The following is a 20,815-nucleotide window of genomic DNA, read 5'->3' as shown; positions in this document are numbered from 1 at the left end:
TCTTGAATCTTTGTAAGCGACTGCTTTTTTTTTTAGGTGATAAAATAGGCATTTTTATAAAATTTCACTTGATGCCCTCAGATTTTTCTGTTCATCTATAAAAATCTAAACCATAATTAGTTTATGGGATGATATGATTAGTATTTATTCGATTTAAAACATTCATCTTAGCTTAATTCATGGCATTTTAAAGATGAACTTGATGTTTAAATTGACTGTAAGTGCCCATTTTTATATAGTTCCGCGCACTACCGAAAGTAAGAATGCTGATAATGCATGAAATTAATCAGGAGACACAATGACACAAAAGACTGCAAAACTTAGTATTGAAGGTCAAGACACGCTTGAATTACCCATCTACAGTCCAACCTTGGGAAATGACGTAATTGATATTACCCAGCTTGGTTCTAACGGCGTGTTTACCTTTGATCAAGGTTTTTTATCAACGGCCTCCTGCGAATCGAAAATTACCTTTATCGATGGTGATCAGGGAATTTTACTGTACCGAGGCTATCCAATAGAACAATTAGCTGAAAAGAAAGATTTTCTGGACGTCAGCTACCTTTTGCTCAATGGTGAATTACCCAATGTTGAGGAGAAGAAATCTTTTGTAAGCCTAATCAACAACCACACAATGGTACATCAACAAATGTATCAATTTTTGAATGGTTTCCGACGCGATGCTCATCCAATGGCGATTATGGTTGGTATCGTTGGAGCGCTTTCAGCGTTCTACCATGATTCCATGGATTTGAATAATGAACATGACCGTTTTATATCCGCTATTCGCCTGGTGGCCAAAATGCCTACTCTGGCAGCTATGAGTTATAAATACTCCACAGGCATGCCTTATATGTATCCGCAAAATAAAATGTCTTATGCTGAAAATTTCCTGCATATGATGTTTGGTGTTCCATCTGAAGACACTACTCCCGATCCTGTTTTAGTGCGAGCTATGGATACTATATTCATTCTCCATGCAGATCATGAACAAAATGCGTCTACATCCACAGTACGTCTGGCAGGTTCTACCGGAGCAAATCCCTTTGCCTGTATATCAGCTGGTATCGGCGCATTATGGGGACCTGCTCATGGCGGTGCGAATGAAGCGTGTTTAAATATGCTAAAAGAGATCGGTGATGTCAGCCGAATCGAGCATTATATCAAGCGTGCAAAAGATAAAAACGATCCCTTCCGATTGATGGGCTTTGGTCATAGAGTATATAAAAGCTATGATCCGCGAGCAAAAGTCATGCGTAAAACCTGCTATGACGTCCTTGAAGCTGTAGGTGCAAAAGATGAGCCTCTGTTTAAATTGGCCATGGAATTGGAACGTATCGCTCTTGAAGACGACTATTTCATTGAGAAAAAGCTGTATCCAAACGTAGACTTTTACTCAGGCTTGACTTTAAGTGCTATAGGTATCCCAACAAACATGTTCACTGTAGTGTTTGCTTTGGCTCGTACTGTTGGTTGGATGAGTCACTGGATGGAAATGGTTGCCAGCAAATCACGAATTGGCAGACCACGTCAATTGTATACTGGCGAAAAAAACCGCGATGTTATTTAACCAATAACGACATTCAATACCCGTATTAACACTGCGTAATATGGGTAATATTTTGTTTTTGACTTTGTTTTCTTCTACCCCACATATTGTGGGGGTTTATCATCATCCCTTAAAGCTCCTATTACATAAGCCTCATGAGCACCTAATGGTGCCCTAAAGTTGGAATTGGAAATTCAGGTGCGAGCTTGGGAGCTAATGATTTCCACAATTTCATACTTAAGTTACCAGCATCTTCCCTGGATTTTTTCGTCGTATTAAAAGCAATAAAAACTAATTTCTTTTCAGGAAGAACAGTGAATATTCCACTGTATCCACCAAAACTGGGATTCTGAAGGAGCCAGTGATTAATCACAACAAAACCCATAGCGAAATAGGCATCACGTTTATTTGTCCCTTTGCAAACTGTATCTGGAGCGCGTAATATTTTAGACGACTCCTCGGTCAGCATACTCCCGTTCATCCATGCATTTGCCCAAACCCCCAAATCATTTATGGTTGAGATCATTGCCCCAAATGAAGTCCAGGAAGGATTCCAGAAAGTAGAATCCTCGTACACTCCTCTATCCTGGCTGAAGGCGTGCAATACAGGGCATGGAATATTGGCGGTACGAATGAATTGAGAATGGGTTAAATCCAATTTATCCAGAATATCAGACTGGTATAATTCTTTAAGCGATTTATGGCTTGCTCGGCTTAATATATCGCCTAATAGAACATAATCCGTATGAGAATATTTTTGATTTGTTCCAGGTTGAAATACTGGGGAATCCATCATGGCGTATTGAATGATCTCATTATCAGTCCACTGCTTAAAAGGATGTTTGGTACTTACCTCAATAAATTTCTTATTGTACACATAGTCAGGATAACCGCTGGTGCTATTCGCCAACATTTTCAAAGTGACTCGATTTGCATTAGGAAGATCGGGAAACCAACGAGACACTTTATCATCCAGTCTAACGATCTTTTGTTCAACCATTTGCATCAACAGAGTTGTTAACATTGTTTCAGTAATACCGCCAATTCTAAAATGCATCGCTGTTGTAGCAGGAACGGCAGTCATGGATTGGCCAAGAGCATTAATGCTAATTGGTTTGCCATTGATCCATAAACCGTAGGCCATAGCCTTAACGGGATGATCTTTAGCAAAATTATTAATTTCAGTATCAATCCAGTTTTTATCGATCATCGAATAGACATCAATATTTAAAAGCATGAAAGCGGCAGTAAACAGTACGCTTAATGTACGATTTCTAGAATTCATCTTAATTCCTTTTATTAATTTTTGAAGGGCAACCACAGTCTGATACCATGTACAATAATTCATTTAAATTTCGGACTTAACACGGATCAATGCCCTGTTCCATCCGTCAAAATCCCTTTCTACCTCGTTAATATTTCTTTTCGGTTTCAACTCTTGTTCAGTATCCCATACTTGATGCACCGCAGACAATGAATCAAATACACCATACCCAACAGCAGCGAGAATAGCAGCACCTCTTGCTGTTGTTTCAATATCTCTGGGTTTTTGAACAGTGAGTTGGCATTGATCCGCTAAAAACTGCAAAAACCATTGGTTAACCGCCATTCCTCCATCCACGCGTAATAAAGTCAAATCCAAACGACTGTCTTCTCGCATACAACTTAAAACTTCACGGGTTTGGTAACAAACCCCCTCCAATGCAGCTCTTGCAAAATGAGCTCTGTTTGTGGAACGCGATAGCCCGAATACTGCAGCGCCTTTTGTTGATACCCAATGAGGAGCACCTAAACCTGTAAAGGAAGATACGAAATACACACCGTCATTACTCTCCAGACTTTGAGCCAAGATTTCCGTTTCACTGGAACTGGAAATCAGTTTCATCTCATCACGTAACCATTTTACCGTCGTACCGGCATGATAAATACTGCCTTCCAATCCATAAGCTATGGTGTCTTTAATTTTGTAGGCAATAGTAGTGAGTAATTTATGCTGTGATAGAACGGGATTTTTGCCTGTATTCAGCAATAAAAAACCACCTGTACCAAAAGTAGCTTTAACCATGCCATCCTCAAAACAACCTTGACCGATTAATGCGGCTTGCTGATCTCCTGCTACTCCGTTAATAGGAATTTCATAACCCAACCACTTGCTATTGATAACGCCAAAGTACCCGTCACTGGCACATACCGAAGGTAATACGGATTCCGGGATGTCAAAAAGCTCCAATAGTTCTGGGTCCCATTGTTCATTTCGGATATTAAATAACATGGTTCTTGAGGCATTGGTCACATCGGTTAAATGCTTGTTGCCATCATTCATTCGCCATATTAAAAAACTGTCAATCGTTCCAAAAGCCAAATCACCGTTTAACGCCAACTCCCTTGCCTCTGGAATATGTGCCAAGAGCCAATGTAATTTGCTTGCGGAAAAATAAGGATCTGGGAGCAATCCTGTTTTTTCCTGTATCATCAAAGCAAACTTGGAAAAAGAATTGCAATAATCCTCAGTGCGCCTGTCTTGCCAAACTATTGCTGGAGCCAAACAGGCTCCCGTTTTCTTGTTCCAGATTACTGTAGTCTCTCTTTGATTGGTAATACCACAAGAAAGTATTTGATGAGCATCGACACGGTTCACTACATCACGGACAGCCGATAAAGTTTTTTGCCAAATCTCCTCTGGATCGTGTTCAACCCATCCGGGATATGGATAATATTGAGTGAGCGTATACTGACTGCTTGTAACCAATTCCCCTTGTAGAGTGTATAGCATAGCTCGAGTACTGCTCGTTCCCTGATCTATGGCAAGTAAATAATTCATTATCACCAGTCTCTTAATTTCATTTACACCAGTGTAAACTTTTTTTTAAAAGACAAAAACAGGCTTTCGATTTATTTATATCGCACCCAGAAGGAATAGCACTACAAAGTAAAGCGCGAAATCGTTCATAGAGAGTTTTTAGCATGCATCTGCAGGTCAATTCTTTACACAGCCAAGAGTGTGGAACCATTTGGAGTAAAGGTCACTTTAATCTTTATTTTTAAAATCATTGGTTCAATATCTTCCACTAACCCTTGATAGTGTTCTAAAATCAATAAAATAATGACAATCAGGTACATTCATGTCTTCACTATTGCTGGAAAAAAAGATAGAAGAGCTGCAATCAAGAATATCAACTCTTGAAAGCAAACTGGAAATTAATAAGCCACCTGCAGAAATAACCTTTCAAGAAGAGGTTAAGGTTACTCCCAAACCAATATCCGGAAACTTGCTAGGCGTAGTCTCTTCGATTTGTTTTATTCTGGCCGCTGGATTTATCTTTAAGTTATCCATTGACTCGGGTTGGCTTACCCATGAAAAACAATTGGGTCTTGCTTCATTACTAGGATTGGCTCTGTTTGCTGCCGGAATTTTAATTTCTAATACTGATAAATTATATGCCAGTTTTCTACCAGCAGCCGGGTCAACCATTTTATATCTGACTTGTTTTGCTGCATTTCAATTTTATTTTCTTATATCCTTTCAAACTGTTATTGCCATAACCTGTATTATTACTGCCATCTCGCTTTGGTTTTATATTCAATTTAAACATGACATTTATGCTATTATCGCTGCAATCGGAGCTTATAGTGCCCCATTTGTCACTAACGTTGATACTAATGCATTGTTCTCTCTGTATTATTTCATCATTTGTTCTTTAACTTTTGCGACTCTTTCAATATGGGTGCAATCTCGTACTTTAACTGTAATCTCATCCTATTTGGCTATCTCGATTACTGCAATTATAGGATTGAATTTGCATATGAATGCAATCATAGCAAGTGCACTGGCCCTAAATTTTCTTATTTTTTCCATGGCAACTTATTTTTATACACGTCTTACCCATAATGCACTCACTGTAAAGGAATCCTGGAGTTTATTCCCGGTGCTTCTGGTATTTTATGCTATGGAATATTATTACATCAGCAGAATGAACCCAGCCCTCGCATCTTTGGTTTCAATTGCTGCAGCCGCTTTTTTGGTTGGCTTGAATCTCTCTGCTAAAAGAAAATCACCCGATAGTATATTGTCCAGTAGCGGTCTCGTTTTAACCTTTGTTACCCTGGTTTTCTTCCATTCCATATATCTGGAACTGTTACCCACCGAAATCAAGCCCTGGTTATTTGTGATCATTGTTATCGGATATAGCCAGCTCCATGAGAAGATATGTTTAAAAAGCATAAGTAATATTAAAATTCTTCCTATTATTGCCTTATCTTCAATTTTGGGAATTGAGTATCTCAATATGCTGAGCCATCTGCTCTTGCAATTTAATTTACCCTGGGCAGTCGTTTCATGGATCTCGTTTTTGAGTCTCTGGTTTGTAATCATAAAACATTATAATGCCTTAATTAAAAACAAGAACTACATCTATTCCATTCTGGCAGCAGCTCACATTTTGTGTATCATGGCCCTTTATCAAATGACCATTAACTATGGCTCTCTTGCTGTTTCTGGCTCATGGCTTATTTATGCACTCATAGTCCTTTCCTTCTCATACATTAAAAATGATCTTATTATGGCGAAATCCGTTTTAATTGTATTAAGTTTTGCTGCCGGCAAAGCCCTGATTTATGATGCAGCCTCAACGCCCAATATTTACCGAACACTAAGCCTGATATTAACGGGGATTGTTCTCTATACATCAGGGTTAGTCATTAGAAGAATGGCTCGATAGCCGTTAAATGACGGAACCTGCCCATAACCATGAACTAAACCCCTCTTTCCCAGGTGAACTGAGGGGACTTCACTTAATTAAGTGAATCCACTAAGGTCTTTGGGCATTTCATCTACATCTCCCGGCTTAACGCACTTTATGCATCGAATCTATAGGGTTCTCGCTAAAATGAACCCGTTTTTAATGTAACCATTTCCAGATTCCGCGCATAAAGAGCGAAATATAGGCTGTGGGAGCATGAGTCAAAAACACTCGGTACTCGCTTAAAACAGCAAATCCAGATTATGGCACTTTATCACTCTACTAATTTGAATCTAATCCATGTATTTTATAGTTTTATAAGGGAGAAAATTCCATGGTTGGAAAATCAAGATACAGTACACATGAAATCGTAAATACATTTCGTTGCGTAGCACTTTTAATGCAACGGTACCCTGAATTATTAAATAACCAGGGAATCTTTAGAATTACTGGCTCAAAGTCAGAAACTGAAGAATTATTAAAGCAACTGATTGAACTGGGCTTTAATTGGAACATATTGGAACAATATCTTTTCGCTAACGAGCAGTTCAACAGCGATAACGTACACAATACATTAGGTATGTTTAACCTTGTATTGAAGGATACTCTATTACTGGACACAAGCGATGAGATGTTGTCCGTATTTACAAAAAAGCTCCACCGTTTAATTGGCTCCGGAGATTTTAATGGAGACATCATATCAGAGGCCATATGCCTCCTGGATGAATTTATCGACAAACTTCTTTTATCAAAATCTCTGGAACACCAACGAACAGGCGAAATGTTGTACCATTACTGTTATTTAATGCATATGGCCTCTTCATTTGAAACAACAAATAAGATGTCAGCAAAAAATCTGGCAATCATTTTAGCGCCACATTTAACGAATGAATTGGAATTACTTGCTACAGATAATTTGTTAACTCTGACTGAATTTACAATGGGAAAATTAGTACCAATACTGGAGCGTTATATTAGCAGCCACCTCACTGGCAAGCCTTTTTCAGTACGCCATGCGGATAAATTGAATCACTTAATTGAAACACGTCACATCATTATGGATAAACTAATCGAAATGAAAGCGGCAAATAAAAAACAAACCGTAGATCCAATGAGAGAACTCATGGTACACATTTCAGAAATGGAACATCAAAAAGCGGAGTTATCAACAAAAATTCATGATGAACCGCACGACTATTGTGAGAAAAGACATCTAAAAAAACAGCTAAAAAAATTAAACTCGGATATTGACGAGCTGAACCTTGAAATTATTACATTTAGAGATCAGATAGAAGAAATGAACGATGCACATGCCGGGCTAATCGATATATCTCATAAATTATCATTATCTGTCGATAATCTTGCTCAATTATTACCAATACCTGAAGACAACGATGGGGAGCAGTTCGATCATACCAGCAGCTCAACAGCATCAACTTCTCACCGATTTAGTGTATTTCGAGAATATACCAAGCCCCCTGCCCCCCTGGAGGCTGATGACGTAGACGAATTTGCGGTGGTTCAAGAGGATCCGGAAGATAAGCACCACAGTTTGAATTAATATGGTTGCCTTAGTGGCTGTTGACCTTTCATCTATAGACCCTACTTCCTGCGCTTTATGCGCAGAGTCTATACGGATCACTTACTATGATTGCGATCGTTACTAGTTTCCACGTATAAAGCGCGGAACATAGGCTAAGGGAGCACATGTCAACAACCCCCTTGTTTAGCAACATAAGGATTATAATGAGCCAAAACATAGAAAACGATTACCAGGCAAAAAATAATTCAATATGGAAAATCGTCATCTGCTGTATGATTTTCATTATTCATACTGTCAGTTGTGCCGCTGAGAACGATTTCCAAATTTGGACTAACACTACGGCCATTGGTTCGATATCGAAAAAACACTCCAAATTTAAATATTGGCTCGAATATCAAGCCAGATTTGGAGACGATTCTTCCAAACTGTCACAACTCTTATTACGCCCGGGAATAGGATACCAGGTGCTTCCGACCACAAGTTTCTGGCTTGGATATGCATGGATTCGTACAGCACAACCATTCAGCATAAGGCCGATTGAGGAAAACAGAATCTGGCAGCAATTACTTTGGAGCAAGAGGTTCAGCCAGGTTACAGGTACGCTTAGATCCCGACTTGAAGAACGTTTTATACAAGACAGGAATCATACCGCCTGGAGATACAGACAATTATTTAGATTAGCCTATGCAATCCCTAATCATGAACAACTAAGTCTTATTGCAATGGATGAGCTTTTTTATCACCTCAATCATTTTAACATCCAAAGAAATGTTGGTTTAGATCAAAATCGAGCTTTTATTGGCCTCGGTTACAAAACAACTCAAGTGAGTACTATTGAACTTGGATATCTTAATCAATACATCAAAAGACCATTAAGAGAACACTTTAATGGAAATTGTTTGTACATGAGTCTTCTCTTTAATTTTTAGGTACTGTTGACATGTTATCTAATTATTTTCAACATACCTAGATAAGCTATCTCGGCAAAATAAATTGCTTTATGAAGAATTTAAATCATTTGAAATAGCGAATTCAAATATCTTTTCACCAAAAGATACTTTACTATTAAATTATACTTTTTCTTCTGGCGGAGACAAAAACATGGGACAGGTTTTTGATGTTGCAATTATTGGAGGAGGTATCAATGGTTGCGGCTGTGCCGCAGATGCAGCACTGAGGGGACTCTCCGTTGTACTTTTTGAACAGGATGATTTAGCCTCTAAAACCTCGTCAAGCAGCACCAAATTAATTCATGGTGGTTTACGTTATTTAGAACATTATGAATTTGGAATGGTTAAAAAAGCACTGAATGAACGTCAAACGTTATTAAATCTGGCTCCACACCTGGTCCATCCCCAATCATTTATCCTGCCCTACCAAAAGCACATGCGTCCCTCCTGGCTATTAAGACTGGGATTGTTTTTTTACGATCATTTAAGCCGAAAAAATCATTTACCAAACAGCAAAACCATACACAGATCTCCAAAAAACACCTATTTTAATCCATTGATTGACCAATTAAATCGAGGGTTTTTATTTTACGACGCGTCAACAGACGATGCACGGTTGACGATTATTAATGCCATTCAAGCAAAAAATCATGGGGCAAGCATACGCCCTCATTCTAAAGTGATTCAAGCGGAAGTAGTTAATAAACTATGGCAATTAACCATTCAACCAAGTAACGGTCCTATTTATAAAACCTATGCGAAATGCATTATCAATGCCTCTGGACCCTGGGTTAAATCCATAGCCCAGCTAACACAATCTACTATTAAAAACGAGATGACCCTTGTAAAAGGAAGTCATATTGTAGTGCCTCAAATTTACGAGGGAAAGCATGCGTATTTTTTACAGCATGATGATAAACGGGTCGTATTTGTCATACCCTTTCATGGCTTTAGTATGATTGGTACTACCGATGTGGAATACACCGGTGCTCTGGATCATATTGAAATTAGCGAAGAAGAGATCATCTATTTATCAACTCTGGTTAATTCATATTTTAAAATTAAAATTCACAAAGAGGATATTATTTATTCATGGAGTGGAATAAGACCTCTTATTGCCAATGAAGGGAAAGATCTTAAGTCGTTAAGCCGTGACTACAGTTATGAATTCAATACAGTACCAGCTCCGATTATGACCATTCTTGGTGGTAAAATTACAACATACAGACAATTAGCGGAAGACATTGTAGATCAGCTGTCTTCAATATTTCCCAAAATGCATCCGTCTCGAACCAAAACCACTCCACTGCCTGGTGCTACATTAGGTACAATGAGTTTTGACGAATATGTGATCTATGCCAGAGAAAAATATCATTGGCTGGATCCTGAATTACTCAACCGCTATCTCTATAATTATGGCAGTCATACTGAACTGTTCCTTTCTCAATGTACTAATATTGAAGCAATGGGAAGAAAATTTGGAAACAGTCTCTATCAAGTTGAGGTGGATTACCTGATTTTAGAGGAGTGGGCAAAAAGCGCCGATGATGTACTAGAGCGACGAACCAAACTTGATCTGTCAATGGACGTCGCCAGTAAAAATGAACTAAAAGAATATATAGCGAATCTTACTGCTTATCCTGCTCAAGTTGAGCCCGTATTTCAGTAACATCAGCATCCAGAGCTTGTTGAGCCAATTCCTTTAGCGTCGACTCGGGCATACTTCCTGCACCCGAGTAGATCACTATGCTGTCTTTGAATACCATAAGATGGGGAATGGAGCGAATCTCAAAAAATTCAGCCAGATCTTGTTGCTCTTCAATATTGACCTTGGCAAATACAACACCTGGAAATTGATCAGAGACTTTTTCATAGGCCATTGAAAACTGTTTGCACGGAGCACACCACTCAGCCCAAAAATCAATAAAAACCAATTCATTTTCGTTAATTAATGATTCAAAATCAGCGCTAACTAAAGTTTGGCTTGGCATATTTATTCCTTAACTTCAAGTAACGTCACAATTTCATCAAAAATTTGATCTACAGTTCCTGTACCAACAACTGTGTGAAATTGAGGTGCCTCACTAGAGCCTTCATTAGCCCAATTTTTATAATAAGTAATTAACGGTGCAGTTTGAGAATGATAGACCTCTAATCGTTTACGCACGGTTTCTTCCTTGTCATCATCACGTTGAATCAAGGGTTCGCCCGTCAGATCGTCAACTCCAGGATTTTTGGGTGGATGATTGATAACGTGATAAACCCGTCCAGACTGTTGATGAATTCGACGTCCACTGATCCGTTCTATAATCTCGTTATCATCTACTGCAATTTCAATCACATGATCCAAAGAAATTCCGGCGTTCTTTAAAGCATCTGCCTGAACAATGGTTCTGGGAAAACCGTCAAATAAAAAACCGTTTGCGCAATCTGGTTGTTTTAAGCGATCCTCAACCAAACCAATTATAATATCATCGGATACAAGACCACCTGCTTCCATAATCTTTTGAGCGCTTAAACCCAAGGGTGTACGCTGAGCTATTGCTGCTCGTAACATATCTCCTGTTGAAATTTGAGGAATTTTATAACGTTCAATTAAACGCGAAGCCTGGGTTCCTTTTCCTGCACCCGGACCACCTAAAAGCATTAACCGCATCAAAAACTCCTTAATAATTGGTCTAAATTTAAAGACTGGAATTATAGTATAATACCAATCCAGTGAAATATTATAAAATTTTTAGTGATCGATCTCGCGCCAGACACCAATCACTTAATCAGATCCATGAATGGGATTTCATTGTCCCCTGACATGAGTTAAGTTGCATGGCATAAGTTTGTGATTTTACTTTCACTTTACGCGCCACTGATATAAGCCAGGGCTTCTGCAGATAAGTTTTTCTCTGATATCCGCCAACTCCCTCATGATAAGCCAAATAAAGCGAATAAGCGTCTGTTCTTGGTATTCCTGCTTTGACAGCGGCTTGATTGGCATACCAGCCGATAAAATCAACTCCATCAGCAAAATCATCGCGAGAGGACCAAAACCACCCGTTGTCTTGCTTGTACTGTTTCCAAGTTGACCGTAATGCCTGGGTATAGCCGTAAGCTGTTGAAGGTCTTTTCCATGGTATTATCCATAAGAGTTTCGTACGGGGCGGCCTCGCACTGGCGTCAAATTTAGACTCCTGATGAATAATGGCCATTTGGACTGGAACAGGAACTTTCCACCGTTTTTCTACATCTTTAGCATCAGAATACCACTTAGGATATTGTTTAAATATATTGCATATATTATTTACATCTCTGGGCGGATGGCTAACACAGGAGCTAAGCAGCAATACCGAGAATAAAAGAGTAAACAGTTTATAATTCATGATATTAATCAGTTAAAAATCCAGGTATGTTGTACCTAAAGAAACTATAGTAGCAAATTTAATCTTCACAATCCATGCCATTTCCAGGTCGAAACAAGAACATGAAGAACCTGGTTATATCCTACAAAAGACATTAGTTGTCACCAAACCGCCGTGTTCCTAATCAATAGCAATACCCTACTCCCCATGATACAATTTTAATGAATAAACTCCCATTAATGGCATCATGAGCGTACTCGTATTTGATATTGAAACCATACCCGACATCGATGCAGGTCGAAGATTATATGATCTGGATGGTTTATCCGATAATGAAATCTCGCAAGCCATGTTTTCGCTACGCCGAGCAAAATCAGGGAACGATTTTCTTCCTCACTACCTACAAAAAATTTGCGCTATTTCATTAGTACTCAGCCAAGGTTCTCAGCTTAAAGTATGGTCTCTCGGAGATGAGAATTCTGATGAAAAAGAATTAATTACTCGTTTTTTTGCCGGCATTGATAAACACACTCCAACACTGATCAGTTGGAATGGCAGCGGTTTTGATTTACCAGTTTTACACTATCGCTCTTTATTGCACGGTATAAGTGCCCCAACCTACTGGGAAACGGGCGAACATCAGCAATCCTTTAAATGGAACAATTATTTAAGCAGATTCCATTATCGCCATATTGATCTGATGGATCTTATTGCAGGATATCAAAATAAAGCCTTTGCACCGCTAGATGACATATCCACCCTGCTCGGTTTCCCGGGTAAAATGGGAATGAGCGGATCAAAAGTCTGGGAACACTATGCTGCAGGTCAGATTAGAGAAATAAGAGATTATTGTGAGACTGATGTCCTGAATACCTACTGCGTTTATTTGCGTTTTGAACTGATCAGAGGAGTCATCAATCATGATGAGTACTCAAATTCTATAACTCGATTAAAAACGTATCTGAGCCACCAAGAAGAAAAACATCATTTGCAGGAATTTTTACGCCAGATGATGTGATTTTTTTTTTCATATTGATTGATATTTCTATCGAAAAACGGGGCAGAGCAGGTATATACTATACTACTGTCCAATAAAATTTGATTCATAAGGCACAAGCTATGTCTGAACCAATTATTAATATATCACGCAGACATGCCATTACCTTTGCCTGTTTTTTAGTCTTGTATGAATTTCTTACGTATATAGCCAATGACATGATCATGCCCGGGATGATTCATGTAGTGACTTCATTTAATGCGCCTGAATCTATGGTTGCAACCTCACTTACTGTATATATTCTTGGTGGAGCCAGTCTCCAGCTAATCCTTGGCCCAGTGTCTGATGCCTATGGCAGAAGACCCATGATGTTACTTGGTGCAAGCTTGTTCTTCGTGTTTACCTTACTGATTGCCTGTTCACACTCCATGGATCAGTTTCTGACAGCTCGATTCTTCCAGGGTATGGGATTGTGCTTTATAGGCGTTATTGGCTATGCAACCATCCAAGAGCTGTTCGAAGAAATGGACGCAGTTCGCTTAATAGCAATCATGGCTAATGCTGCGATTTTAGCACCCCTGTTAGGACCAATATTAGGTGCCATTATTATTCACTACACCTCATGGAGAGTTATCTTTGTATTGATCGCTCTCTGTGCTATTTTGGCTCTTTGGGGGTTGTATCGATACATGCCTGAACCAATAGGTCAAATCAAAAAAGACGGTCACCAGATCCCAAGATCATCATTTTCATTGACCACTGTATTTAAAAACTATTGGGAATTGCTGTCTAATGCGACATTTTGTTACAGTGCCTTGGCAATAGCCCTGGTTGGCATTCCCTGCATTGCCTGGATTGCCCTCGCGCCAATAATTATGATCACAGAGGCGAAATTAACAGTCATTCAGTACGGATTATGGCAACTGCCAATTTTTGGCGCAACGATATTAGGAAACTGGTTTTTACACCGCCTGACCTACAAGATGGAACTTAAAAGCATTATTTATTTGGGTTGCGTCATATTAACCGCAGGAATTATTCTAATGGCTGTATTACCTTATTTCTATGGAAATAATTACATCTATTTAATTCCAGGTGTAATAATTTATTTTTTTGCCTTAAGTGTCATTAACGCACCGTTAAACCGGTTCTGCTTGTTTGTCACTTCAGTAAGCAAAGGCACCGCATCTGCCCTGATCAGTTTAAGTGTGATGATTGTTGGGGCAATCGGTATTGAGCTTGCAAGCCTGTTTTATCAAAATCATAACAATCTTCACTTCGGACTTTATTGTAATTTGGTTGAATTGTTGTTTTTGATATTCATTACATTGACCTTTATACGGCAAAATAAATCATCTGTTTTAGAAAATACATCAGCATTATGACCATAGAAAGCCTATAATCCGTTATTTGAATACCCAATTCAAGCGCTATAGAATACCAATAAAAGATTAAATCACTAAGGATGCATTATGACATTAAGCAGCAAGTTTCAAGCTATTGATAAACAATTTGAAGTATTTCAAAATTTAATTGAAGATGAAAGGCAAATAGCTCAACGCGAATGCCCTGATCTAATTTCCGAGGGTCATAATGATGTTTTAATAAACACAAAAAAAGACCTGCAAAAAATAAGGGACTTTTACTCTGAACGATTTTATAGCAAGCACTCCATTTCTCAATCAGAAGTATTAGATCATTACAAAAAGCTGTATACAATAATTTCTCAATTAAGCCAGAATACCATATCCCTGGATAGCGCCTTAAAGGCAATTGAAGCCAACTCTAAAGAGTGGACAGATACACTCGTTTATAAGACTATACTCAGTGTCTGTTATTCAATTGCATGGCTTATACCCGCTATTGGCGGTTTGGCCATACTTCCTTTCGTATTACCACTAATGCCATTAAGTGTTTATATGGGGGTGTCTATCCTTATCGCAGGAACATCATCAATAATACTTACCCTCTCAAAAATTGTGGATAACATCTCCAGTATTGAATCCACTAGGCCAGTAAGTCAAAATACCGCGCTAGAGAGCACATTTATTAAGAATATACATCGATTTTATCAACCCAATTTTAGAACAAATGATGATTTGGGCAACAACCTGGAGCAACGGGAAAAGAGCACTGAACAAAGTGAACTTTCGTTATAAATCTGATTATGTCTCGTAAGAGTTATCTAATTAATGCACCTCTTTACGAGGTGCATTTCTTGCAACACTAATGGAGTAACTTGAAAAAAAATCAATGCCGCCCCGTTAGAATGTAGTTAATGTCGGTGAGCAGGATGTGTTTCTTTTATCAAAAATGCAGAGATTAGCAAGCTTCCCAAAAAGCACAGTGGCATGACTAATAAAGCCGTTTGATAACTGGAAATATCATATACATGGACCCCATTGACCAATCGCCAGGACCCAGTGTTCTGCAGAATATAACCAACCATAGGCTGAAAGATTGCTCCACCAATTAAAACAGATAAATTATTAAATCCTGATGCGGTACCAACCAACTCAGGGGGGTTGTTTTCTTTAACGACAGCGAAGCTTACAGTCTGTCCCCCGGCACCCAAACCAAGAATAAACAAAATAAGGTAAGAACAGCTATAAGGCAGATCTGGATAGTAAAGCAATGTTAACGTTGCAAACAATCCTAATACAGCACTAATAATCAAGGCGATACGCCGGCTTTGAATGCGATCACTCAGCCAACCTAATAAGGGGCTTCCTATACCGATTCCAATCCAGATCATACTGCATAACCCTGATGCAGCAACCACGCTAATTTGATATTTTTCCTGTAAATAAGGGACACCCCATAGTGCAGCAAAAACTGCTATAGGAGTCCAGATGGCAAAAGCATAACCACCTGTAATCCATGTATGGGCATGCTTGCATACAGCGACCAGACGCTTCCATTCATCCCTTAAATAATGTTCAGGAATCGACTGATTCTGTTGATGAGGATAATCGCGAATAAAAGCCCAAAAAAAACCAGCCAGGATAAACCCCACCGCTGACAAAATGAAGCTTGCATTACGCCATCCAACATGATCAATTAATGCAGCAAGAGGCATTTCACCAAACATGGCACCTACTGAACTCATCAATTGAGCAATACCTGCAAGTATGGCGAAATAATACGGTGGAAACCAGCGTGAAATAAGCACCAGTACACCGATAAAAGAAAATGCAGAGCCTATACCAATCAAAAATCTTCCGATGCACGCAGTGAACACACTGTCAGTTGAAGCAAAAAATGCAGAGCCTATGGCGCATAAAATAATGGCAAATGTCATTAATTTTCTGGGGCCATAGCGATCATACAATACACCGGCAGGTAACTGAGATGGGGCATAAGCATAAAAATAAAAGGCTGAAATGACACCAAATCCCTGACCGGTCACACCAAAAGTTTTCATCATGGATTCTGCCATGACACTTGGCGCAACCTGAAGAATAAATTCATACAAATAGAATGAAGCTGCGAGAAAAAAAATAAAGTACGCTGCTGCCAGACTATCACCCACTCCATCTTTTGCTTTTACGGTGTAATGTGCGCTCAATTTAAATTCACTCTGATGAGAATTGCCCATTTAAACGCAAGGCGATTTGGTTTGTCAATATCATTTTATTATAGGGTATACTGCACCCAATATTGCAAGCTCTTTCGCACCAGTTATTGCAGTTAAATTGACGGGGATATTATTCAAGGTTTGAGAAGCGAACCAGGCAAACATCATCGCTTCCAAATAATCAGGACTGGCACCGGCCTCAGCAACACTGCATACCTTCATATCAGGTAATAAACGGGTCAGAGAGTGGAGCAAATGAGTATTATGAGTGCCTCCACCGCATAAATAAACGTGTTTCATTGCGACCTGATTGCTGTTAATAGCGCTGGCGATTGTTCGTGCAGTCAGAGCCAGTAAGGTAGCTTGAACGTCTATGGGATTGTATTGCTCAGTCATGTGCTTTTCTAACCAGGCCAGGGAAAAATATTCCTTACCAATACTCTTGGGAGCGGGCAAAGAAAAAAATGGATCCTCCAGCAATTGCGTCAATAAAGGCTCAATTACTGTTCCTTGTTTTGCCCAGGAACCTCCAGCGTCGTAGGTTTTTTGTATATGACTCATAATCCATGCATCCATCAAACAGTTTCCAGGTCCCACATCCCAACCACGAGTTGGATAATCAGGCTTAATAAGGGTCACATTGGAAATACCACCAATATTGACCAATGCGATTTCAGAATCAGATTTAGAAAATAATTCATGGTGATAAAGTGGTGCAAATGGGGCTCCTTGCCCACCATTAACCAGGTCTCTTGTGCGAAAATCAGCGACTACCGTTATTCCAGTTAATGAAGAAATAGTATGCCCACATCCTAACTGCAAGGTATAAGGAATGGCACAAGAACTGTCATGACACACTGTTTGTCCATGACTTCCAATTGCCATGATCTCTGTTGGAGACACTTTAGCCTCTTGTAACAGTTCCTTTACAGCGAGAGCGAACTCTCTGCCAATTAATGTATTGACTTGACAGATTGAGGCAAGACTTAGTGAGTTGCCATTCACCAGTTCATCAATCCGCTTCTTTAAATCGTCACTGTATTTTTTGGTAATTCCACACTCTAGTTTATTAGAAGGCAGGTCAACCAAAGCGGCATCTATACCGTCCATGCTGGTGCCAGACATTAAACCGATATATAAACTCATGGAATACCTTTGTTAATGATATAGTTAGCATATAGTACTAAATACGAAGATAACTGACAAAGTTCTCATAGAATTAATTGCATTACAGGTATTATCGTTAGGATAACTGGATTTAATATCAAGGATATGAAGCTCGTGACAAAAACCCCATTTTTTTATATTGCTTGTCTTTCAGGTTTTTCATTAATAACCTTTGATTTATATCAACCTGCATTACCAACCATTATCAATTATTTTCATACTACCCATGAATTAGGACAACTGACTCTAAGCGTATACCTCTTTGTGAATGGATTAGCGCAGCTCGTTTGGGGACCTTTGATTGATCATTTTGGCCGGTTGAGATCGCTTACTATCAGTCTGTCGCTATTTTTGGTTGCTACCTTGATCTGCATTGAATCCAATTCAATCTATATGTTAATTGCAGGCAGAGCGTTGCAAAGTTTCTTTATCTGCTGTTCCGGAGTCATCGCCCTATCTTCAACCCGAGATTATGAGATGACCAAAGAACGTGCCAATATCATTTCACATATCTCAATGATTGTATCCATTTCTCCAATTTTTGCTCCTATGATTGGCGCATTAGTTTTTCTTTATTTGGGTTGGAAAGCTACTTTTATATCTATGGGAATAGTTGGTTGCATCCTGCTGTTTCTGGCCAAACCGCTTTTAAAAGAATCCCCTTCATGGAGCAGGCATAAATCAACATTTTCATTTTTAAAGTCACTAAAACAGTACATGCATATTATTAAAAACAAACAACTGCTTCTAGGGATGACTATACTTACGGCTTCATTCACTAACATCATGATCCTAATCGTCAATATTACTTACTTAATCATTGACCAACTTCACTACTCTCCGACAACGTTTGCATATATCTTTGCTTTCAATGGATTCACAATGATCCTGGGGAACTACATTGGTATACGCCTCAGAGACTATTTTTCCACAAAATGGAATATGTGTTTTGGTAGTCTTATGATCATTTTTGGAGCGTCCATTTCACTCATCCTCTATTTATCCATAGGGTTTAGCTTAAGATGCCTGCTTCCTTTATTATTAGTCACCCTGGGAGTGACCATAACCAATCCACCAGCTCTATCTCTGGCACTGAAAGATTTTAACGAACTGGCCGCATCAGCAACTGCGGTGATCAATACGATGCGCATGAGCACAGCAGCGTTGATTGCTGGCGTAATTGGCATTGTACTAACTACCAATGATTACATTCTTCCACTCAGCATGATTACTTTGGGATGTGTGTGTTTCATTTTTAGCTTGCTTTATAAAAACTAAGCCGACTATATATAAAGCGAATCGAACAGGGGCTAGGTTCCTGCATTTTAATTTAACTATTCAGCGAGTTGGTTGGATCATAATGGTACTCAACTCTCCAATGATATTGTTGTCAGCATCTAACCATCCCAATTCCTTCATCACTAATTGACTTCGCTTACCCGTTCCTTGTCTAGATAAACCTTGAGCATGCTTGACCAATTCAGTTAAATCCATTTCATTTCTAACATGGCTTGTTGCAAAAAACGAGTATAAGCCACACCATGATCGCTTATCGGAAATCAACTGCTTGGTGTATTTCTGTAAAAAATGGTTCTTTAATTCTTCACTTTTAACTCGATTTTCTTGCTCCTGAATTTGTAATTTTCTTTCCTTTTCAAAATTATTCTTTTCTTTGCCCAAGGTGCTGGTTATAAATTCAATAACTTCTAGATTACCATATTCTCTTGATGCAATGAGTAGTGAATCAATACACTTTTCTGATAGAGCAATATACTGCGGTCGTAATCGATAAACTTGTTCGATTACCTCCATATGGCCTGATGAAATGGCCATTAGCATGAGTACTTTAAACTCGTCCGCATTAAATTCTTTAGGTTCAGTCCTTAACTCATCAAAGAGCTTATTAAAATAGGGAATCGCCAATGATTGAGCATGCTCTAGAGCATCCTTGAGAAATACATCGTTATTGATAGCCTTGAGTATATCCGATTGCAATTCATCAACAAAATCAAATTGATCACCTATATCTAAAAGATTGTGCTTTTTGTGGTCGTGCATATCCCATATAGAGCATGCCACGGTATTGGAGAGATAAAGTAACGCAGCAACATCATTATTGGTGCGATTAAATTCGTCTGGCCCTCTTTTAAAACGGTTCAAAGTTGGAACCATAAATTCGAATGGCAGTGACTTCACATCGGAAACAACATCCCAAAACATATATCGAACCACAGGCGGCTCACTAATGTCTTTCGGCAGTTCAAAAATAATGTGCTGACTGTCATCATTTAATTGTAATATGTTTATAGGCAGTGAAAAAGTGTAGGCAACAGCATATTCTTTGATGAGTTGTTTAAACATTTTTTGAACAAACTCTTTATTTTTGAATTGTTCTCTCATGCTGTGAAAATCAGGAGCAGTTCCTATAACTCTTTTGTCCCCTTTACAATCATGAATAACGATATTTTCATGCTGACAAAGGCTCTCAAAATCCTGGGTCAAAAGTCCTTTAATGGAACGAGTCGGTGAGCCAGGAACAGCAATTTCGATATCAACCACTTCAAATTGCTGTGTTTTTAATCCTAGCTGGCTTATTTCATCGAGAATTAATTTTTCAAGATTAATTTTATGAACCCATTGTTGTTCACTTTGATATCTGTTCGGTATAAAAAAACAAAAAGATTCGCCTTTAAACTGACATACTTGCTTTTCAGCGCCTCCACCTATTCGAATACAGTCAGATCGCTTATACGTTTTTCCATTTAGAGTTAAAGTTGATCCTTCAATATTTTGAAAAAATGACACCAACCATTCTTGCATTATATTCTCACAATTGAATCGAGTGGGCTGTATTTTACCACAAAAATCACATATTGCGCCAAAAGAACAACTTACCTTCTATTTGTTGGGTTTTTAGTCCAAGCAGTGAATTTCTACCAG

The 20,815-nt window shown here is 38.8% G+C and carries 17 protein-coding genes; 9 read left to right on the top strand and 8 right to left on the bottom strand.

The features are described from left to right. The first annotated feature begins 298 nt into the window (after nucleotides 1-298). Nucleotides 299-1,570, top strand: coding sequence for a citrate synthase (gltA, locus tag G543_RS0110820; protein ID WP_028384523.1), 1,272 nt, complete (start codon nucleotides 299-301; stop codon nucleotides 1,568-1,570). A 142-nt stretch (nucleotides 1,571-1,712) separates the two neighbouring features. On the opposite strand, the gene G543_RS17770 is transcribed toward gltA, so the two are convergent. Beyond that, nucleotides 1,713-2,834: a serine hydrolase domain-containing protein gene (locus G543_RS17770; RefSeq protein WP_162145891.1), complete on the bottom strand. Its 1,122-nt coding sequence runs from the start codon at nucleotides 2,832-2,834 to the stop codon at nucleotides 1,713-1,715. Between the two features lie 63 nt (nucleotides 2,835-2,897). Beyond that, the gene (gene glpK, locus G543_RS0110810) at nucleotides 2,898-4,370 is read right to left on the bottom strand and encodes a glycerol kinase GlpK (RefSeq protein ID WP_028384522.1); all 1,473 of its coding nucleotides are present in this window, start codon (nucleotides 4,368-4,370) and stop codon (nucleotides 2,898-2,900) included. Nucleotides 4,371-4,671: 301 nt separating this feature from the next. Here glpK and G543_RS17765 point away from each other — a divergent pair, with 301 nt between their 5' ends. The 4 genes from G543_RS17765 (at nucleotide 4,672) to glpD (ending at nucleotide 10,450) form a co-directional block, all read left to right on the top strand. Further along, a complete protein-coding gene (locus G543_RS17765) occupies nucleotides 4,672-6,267 on the top strand; it encodes a DUF2339 domain-containing protein (protein ID WP_051190677.1) in 1,596 nt (531 codons plus the stop codon). Between the two features lie 355 nt (nucleotides 6,268-6,622). Continuing rightward, on the top strand, nucleotides 6,623-7,849 hold the full coding sequence (locus G543_RS0110795) for a RhoGAP domain-containing protein (RefSeq protein ID WP_028384521.1): 1,227 nt from the start codon (nucleotides 6,623-6,625) through the stop codon (nucleotides 7,847-7,849). A gap of 185 nt (nucleotides 7,850-8,034) precedes the next feature. Beyond that, nucleotides 8,035-8,760, top strand: coding sequence for a DUF2490 domain-containing protein (locus G543_RS0110790; RefSeq protein ID WP_238584735.1), 726 nt, complete (start codon nucleotides 8,035-8,037; stop codon nucleotides 8,758-8,760). A 172-nt stretch (nucleotides 8,761-8,932) separates the two neighbouring features. After that, nucleotides 8,933-10,450, top strand: a complete 1,518-nt coding sequence (gene glpD / locus G543_RS0110785) for a glycerol-3-phosphate dehydrogenase (RefSeq protein ID WP_028384519.1) — start codon at nucleotides 8,933-8,935, stop codon at nucleotides 10,448-10,450. Here glpD and G543_RS0110780 read toward each other — a convergent pair. The 3 genes from G543_RS0110780 to G543_RS0110770 form a co-directional block, all read right to left on the bottom strand. Continuing rightward, complete coding sequence (locus G543_RS0110780) at nucleotides 10,410-10,772, bottom strand: thioredoxin family protein (protein WP_028384518.1); 363 nt, start codon at nucleotides 10,770-10,772, stop codon at nucleotides 10,410-10,412. The genes glpD and G543_RS0110780 overlap by 41 nt on opposite strands. 2 nt (nucleotides 10,773-10,774) lie before the next feature. Continuing rightward, entirely contained in the window at nucleotides 10,775-11,437 is a 663-nt protein-coding gene (gene adk, locus G543_RS0110775) for an adenylate kinase (protein WP_028384517.1), read from the bottom strand. Nucleotides 11,438-11,555: 118 nt separating this feature from the next. Beyond that, nucleotides 11,556-12,155, bottom strand: coding sequence for a transglycosylase SLT domain-containing protein (locus tag G543_RS0110770; RefSeq protein ID WP_028384516.1), 600 nt, complete (start codon nucleotides 12,153-12,155; stop codon nucleotides 11,556-11,558). 226 nt (nucleotides 12,156-12,381) lie between these two features. Here G543_RS0110770 and G543_RS0110765 point away from each other — a divergent pair, with 226 nt between their 5' ends. The 3 genes from G543_RS0110765 (at nucleotide 12,382) to G543_RS0110755 (ending at nucleotide 15,290) form a co-directional block, all read left to right on the top strand. Continuing rightward, nucleotides 12,382-13,152, top strand: a complete 771-nt coding sequence (locus G543_RS0110765) for a 3'-5' exonuclease (protein WP_028384515.1) — start codon at nucleotides 12,382-12,384, stop codon at nucleotides 13,150-13,152. 101 nt (nucleotides 13,153-13,253) lie between these two features. Next, complete coding sequence (locus G543_RS0110760; protein ID WP_028384514.1) at nucleotides 13,254-14,516, top strand: MFS transporter; 1,263 nt, start codon at nucleotides 13,254-13,256, stop codon at nucleotides 14,514-14,516. Between the two features lie 87 nt (nucleotides 14,517-14,603). Next, nucleotides 14,604-15,290: a DUF5638 domain-containing protein gene (locus G543_RS0110755; RefSeq protein ID WP_028384513.1), complete on the top strand. Its 687-nt coding sequence runs from the start codon at nucleotides 14,604-14,606 to the stop codon at nucleotides 15,288-15,290. A 116-nt stretch (nucleotides 15,291-15,406) separates the two neighbouring features. On the opposite strand, the gene G543_RS0110750 is transcribed toward G543_RS0110755, so the two are convergent. Beyond that, nucleotides 15,407-16,699: an MFS transporter gene (locus tag G543_RS0110750; protein ID WP_028384512.1), complete on the bottom strand. Its 1,293-nt coding sequence runs from the start codon at nucleotides 16,697-16,699 to the stop codon at nucleotides 15,407-15,409. 60 nt (nucleotides 16,700-16,759) lie between these two features. Continuing rightward, the gene (locus tag G543_RS0110745; protein WP_028384511.1) at nucleotides 16,760-17,854 is read right to left on the bottom strand and encodes an anhydro-N-acetylmuramic acid kinase; all 1,095 of its coding nucleotides are present in this window, start codon (nucleotides 17,852-17,854) and stop codon (nucleotides 16,760-16,762) included. Between the two features lie 135 nt (nucleotides 17,855-17,989). On the opposite strand from G543_RS0110745, the gene G543_RS0110740 reads away from it, so the two are divergent. Continuing rightward, complete coding sequence (locus G543_RS0110740; protein WP_238584734.1) at nucleotides 17,990-19,153, top strand: MFS transporter; 1,164 nt, start codon at nucleotides 17,990-17,992, stop codon at nucleotides 19,151-19,153. A gap of 60 nt (nucleotides 19,154-19,213) precedes the next feature. On the opposite strand, the gene G543_RS0110735 is transcribed toward G543_RS0110740, so the two are convergent. Beyond that, on the bottom strand, nucleotides 19,214-20,695 hold the full coding sequence (locus G543_RS0110735) for a hypothetical protein (RefSeq protein WP_028384509.1): 1,482 nt from the start codon (nucleotides 20,693-20,695) through the stop codon (nucleotides 19,214-19,216). Between the last annotated feature and the right edge of the window lie 120 nt (nucleotides 20,696-20,815).

Source organism: Legionella moravica DSM 19234 (genome assembly GCF_000423305.1).
Lineage (GTDB): Bacteria > Pseudomonadota > Gammaproteobacteria > Legionellales > Legionellaceae > Legionella > Legionella moravica.
This window is presented reverse-complemented; position numbering and strand designations above follow the sequence as displayed.

Bases quoted from the DNA above. Each gene is read 5' to 3' on its own strand.
- G543_RS0110760 (WP_028384514.1), top strand. From the start codon at position 13,254: ATGTCTGAACCAATTATTAATATATCACGCAGACATGCCATTACCTTT.
- G543_RS0110790 (WP_238584735.1), top strand. From the start codon at position 8,035: ATGAGCCAAAACATAGAAAACGATTACCAGGCAAAAAATAATTCAATA.
- G543_RS17765 (WP_051190677.1), top strand. From the start codon at position 4,672: ATGTCTTCACTATTGCTGGAAAAAAAGATAGAAGAGCTGCAATCAAGA.
- gltA (WP_028384523.1), top strand. From the start codon at position 299: ATGACACAAAAGACTGCAAAACTTAGTATTGAAGGTCAAGACACGCTT.
- G543_RS0110735 (WP_028384509.1), bottom strand. From the start codon at position 20,695: ATGCAAGAATGGTTGGTGTCATTTTTTCAAAATATTGAAGGATCAACT.
- adk (WP_028384517.1), bottom strand. From the start codon at position 11,437: ATGCGGTTAATGCTTTTAGGTGGTCCGGGTGCAGGAAAAGGAACCCAG.
- glpK (WP_028384522.1), bottom strand. From the start codon at position 4,370: ATGAATTATTTACTTGCCATAGATCAGGGAACGAGCAGTACTCGAGCT.
- G543_RS0110780 (WP_028384518.1), bottom strand. From the start codon at position 10,772: ATGCCAAGCCAAACTTTAGTTAGCGCTGATTTTGAATCATTAATTAAC.
- G543_RS0110765 (WP_028384515.1), top strand. From the start codon at position 12,382: ATGAGCGTACTCGTATTTGATATTGAAACCATACCCGACATCGATGCA.
- G543_RS0110770 (WP_028384516.1), bottom strand. From the start codon at position 12,155: ATGAATTATAAACTGTTTACTCTTTTATTCTCGGTATTGCTGCTTAGC.
- glpD (WP_028384519.1), top strand. From the start codon at position 8,933: ATGGGACAGGTTTTTGATGTTGCAATTATTGGAGGAGGTATCAATGGT.
- G543_RS0110745 (WP_028384511.1), bottom strand. From the start codon at position 17,854: ATGAGTTTATATATCGGTTTAATGTCTGGCACCAGCATGGACGGTATA.
- G543_RS17770 (WP_162145891.1), bottom strand. From the start codon at position 2,834: ATGAATTCTAGAAATCGTACATTAAGCGTACTGTTTACTGCCGCTTTC.
- G543_RS0110755 (WP_028384513.1), top strand. From the start codon at position 14,604: ATGACATTAAGCAGCAAGTTTCAAGCTATTGATAAACAATTTGAAGTA.
- G543_RS0110795 (WP_028384521.1), top strand. From the start codon at position 6,623: ATGGTTGGAAAATCAAGATACAGTACACATGAAATCGTAAATACATTT.